This window comes from Streptomyces sp. NPDC031340 (assembly GCF_055569945.1).
In genome coordinates this window covers 65,174-68,167 of the sequence record NZ_JBVIIE010000049.1, presented here as the reverse complement: position 1 = coordinate 68,167, position 2,994 = coordinate 65,174, and the positions used below count along the sequence as shown (strand labels likewise).

Here is a 2,994-nt window from a genome sequence, read left to right as displayed (position 1 = left end):
ACCTCCCCCCCACAGAGTAGGGTGGAAAGCCGGCCAGGCACGCCCCCTGCACCACCTCCCCCGCCCCGTCCGAGGTGACGATCTGCGTCGCCGCCCCGGCGTACGTCACCGAGGACGACTCGCCCGAGGCGCTCGCCCATGCCCGCGAGCAGTGCCGCTGGTTCGGCGGCATGGTCGGCAACCACGTCGCCGACCTGGTCGCCAAGTACGGCGAGCACTCCGCCCAGGTCCCCGAGGAACTCACCGACTACATCAAGGCCCGCGAGGGGTACGACTACTCGCACCACGGGCGTGCCGACAACCCGGACACCGCGTTCGTGCCGGACGAGATCGTCGACCGGTTCTGCCTCATCGGCCCGGTCGAGCGGCACATCGAGAAGCTGAACGCGCTGCGGGAACTGGGCGTCGACCAGTTCGCCGTGTACGACATGCACGACGCGCAGGAGGCCGTGATCGACGCGTACGGCCAGAAGGTCATCCCCGCGGTCAACTCCTGACCCAAGCAGCCGGGTTGTCCCGTCCCCCCACTCCCGTTCACCCCTCCCCGGCGTGTGCCGGGGAGGGGGCCGGAGCCCGCACTGGCCTTTCCGGAACCACCCTTCGTTTGATTGGCCTGCCCATGACCGAAACCGCTCCCCCGGCCATACCGCCGACCACCCAGGTCACCCGCCCCGACGGACGCGTGGAGATCGCCCCGGGATCCCCGCTGCCCAGCGGCCCCTACGCCAACGACGACCTGCTGCCGGTCCCCGTCGAGAAGCGCACGTGGACCACGTACAACTTCTCCGCGCTGTGGGTCGGCATGGCCCACAACACCGCCTCCTGGACCCTGGCCTCCGGTCTGATCGCCGTCGGCATGGACTGGAAGCAGGCGGTGTTCACCATCGCCCTGGCCAACCTGATCGTGCTCGTCCCGATGCTGCTCACCGGGCACGCGGGACCGAAGTACGGCATTCCCTTCCCGGTGTTCGCCCGCGCCTCCTTCGGCGTGCGCGGCGCCAACCTGCCCGCCGTCGTAAGGGCGTTGGTGGCATGCGGCTGGTTCGGCATCCAGACCTGGATCGGCGGCGAGGCGATCTACTTCCTGGCCGGCAAGCTGATCGGCGACAGCTGGGCGAACGCCTCGCACGTCGGCGGCTACGCCTGGACCATGTGGCTGTCGTTCGCGCTCTTCTGGGTGCTGCAGATCGCCATCATCTACCGCGGCATGGAGACCATCCGGCGCTTCGAGAACTGGGCGGCGCCCTTCGTGCTCGTCGGCGCGTTCGTGATGCTGATCTGGATGAGCGACAAGGCCGGCGGCTTCGGTCCGCTGCTCGACCAGCCCTCCAAGCTCGGCTGGGGCGGCGACTTCTGGAAGCTGTTCTGGCCCTCCCTCATGGGCATGATCGGCTTCTGGTCCACGCTGTCGCTGAACATCCCCGACTTCACCCGCTACGGCAGGAGCCAGAAGGCGCAGACCTGGGGGCAGGCGCTAGGTTTGCCTACCACGATGACGCTCTTCGCGCTGCTGTCGGTGCTGGTCACCTCCGGCTCGCAGGCGGTGTACGGCGAGACGGTCTGGGACCCGGTACAGCTGGCCGCCAAGACCGACAACGTGGTCGGCCTGCTGTTCGCGCTGGTGACCGTGCTGGTGGCCACCCTGTCCGTGAACATCGCGGCCAACCTGGTCTCCCCGGCCTTCGACTTCTCCAACATCGCCCCGCGGAAGATCAGTTTCCGCGTCGGCGCGCTGGCCACCTGCGTCCTCGGGGTGCTGATCTTCCCGTGGAAGCTGTACTCCGACCCGCAGGGCTACATCTTCACCTGGCTCGGCCTGGTCGGCGGACTGCTCGGCACGGTCGCCGGCATCCTGATCGCCGACTACTGGATCCTGCGCCGCGGCAAGCTCGACCTGGTCGACCTGTACCGCACGGGCGGCCGCTACTGGTACGACGGCGGCTGGAACTGGCGGGCCGTCGCCGCCTTCGCCGTCGGAGGTGTCCTCGCGGTCGGCGGCGCCAGCTTCAAGCCGCTGATCGACGGACGGCCGATCCCGGCCCTCCAACCGCTCGCCGACTACGGCTGGGCGGTGGGCCTGGGCACGTCGATGGTGCTCTACGTGGCCCTGATGCTGCCGCGCGGCAGGCAGCAACTGGAGGCCTGAGCGGGAGTGCGGAGGGCGGCCGGTCCTACCGGCTGCCCTCCAGCGCCGCCACGGCGTCCTTCGCCGCCTTGATGGCGCCCTTGTTGATCTCGTCCGTGCCGGGCGCCTTCTTGGTCTCGAAGTCGCTGCCGTTGTAGGTGACGACCACCAGCGCGTTGGCGACCCGGGCCACCACCTCGCCCTCACGGGTCTGCTGCTTGTCCTCGGTGGTGAGGTTGACGACGGAGTAGCCCGCGTCGCCGAGTCCGGGGACGTCCCCTCCGCCGCTCTTCTCCGTGAGCCGGGCCTGGTACGACTTCTGCGCCGCCTGGTCCGAGTCCATGATCTCGAAGGAGACGTCGAGCCAGCGGTAGTCGTAGCCCTTCAGGGCGTTCCAGGAGCAGGTGCGGCGCAGCGTCTCGTCCGTCGACCGGATCTCCTTCCCGGCCGTCTTCGCCCCCGGCACCAGCGACTTGACCGTCTTCACGGCCACGGCGCCGCACGGCGCGGGAGCGGCGGTGTACGTCTTCGCGACGGCCGTCGACGACGGCGCGGAGGCCGACCGGGTGCCGGTCTGCTGCGCGTCCTTGTGCTGGGCGGCCGGCGTCGCGGAACCGGACGTCATCGCCCAGCCCGCCGTGGCGAGTACGACGACCGGGGTCAGGCGCGCGGCCAGCGCGAGCGGCAGAGGAAGATGGCGCACGGGCACACTTCTCGGTGGGGGACGGTGTGCGGAGCAGTCCGCACTGCGGACGGGCGTAGTTTCACACGAGTCCCCCTGAGACGGAAGTGCCAACTCGCTCCGTACACGCCTGGTTACCCACGCGTAGGCCTGGCGGCCGCCCGGCGCGCCCGGTTGGCGGTGAACG

2 protein-coding genes and 1 pseudogene are annotated in these 2,994 nt (G+C 69.7%); 2 read left to right on the top strand and 1 reads right to left on the bottom strand.

The features are described 5' to 3' along the window. Window positions 1-62: 62 nt before the first annotated feature. Window positions 63-497 (top strand): annotated as a pseudogene (locus ACZ5GT_RS30885) (LLM class flavin-dependent oxidoreductase); the annotation flags it as partial. A 122-nt stretch (window positions 498-619) separates the two neighbouring features. Next, window positions 620-2,146, top strand: coding sequence for an NCS1 family nucleobase:cation symporter-1 (locus ACZ5GT_RS30880; RefSeq protein WP_469032733.1), 1,527 nt, complete (start codon window positions 620-622; stop codon window positions 2,144-2,146). A 25-nt stretch (window positions 2,147-2,171) separates the two neighbouring features. Here the strand turns inward: ACZ5GT_RS30880 and ACZ5GT_RS30875 are convergent, their stop codons facing one another. Beyond that, window positions 2,172-2,828, bottom strand: coding sequence for a hypothetical protein (locus ACZ5GT_RS30875; RefSeq protein WP_469032729.1), 657 nt, complete (start codon window positions 2,826-2,828; stop codon window positions 2,172-2,174). Window positions 2,829-2,994 lie beyond the last annotated feature (166 nt).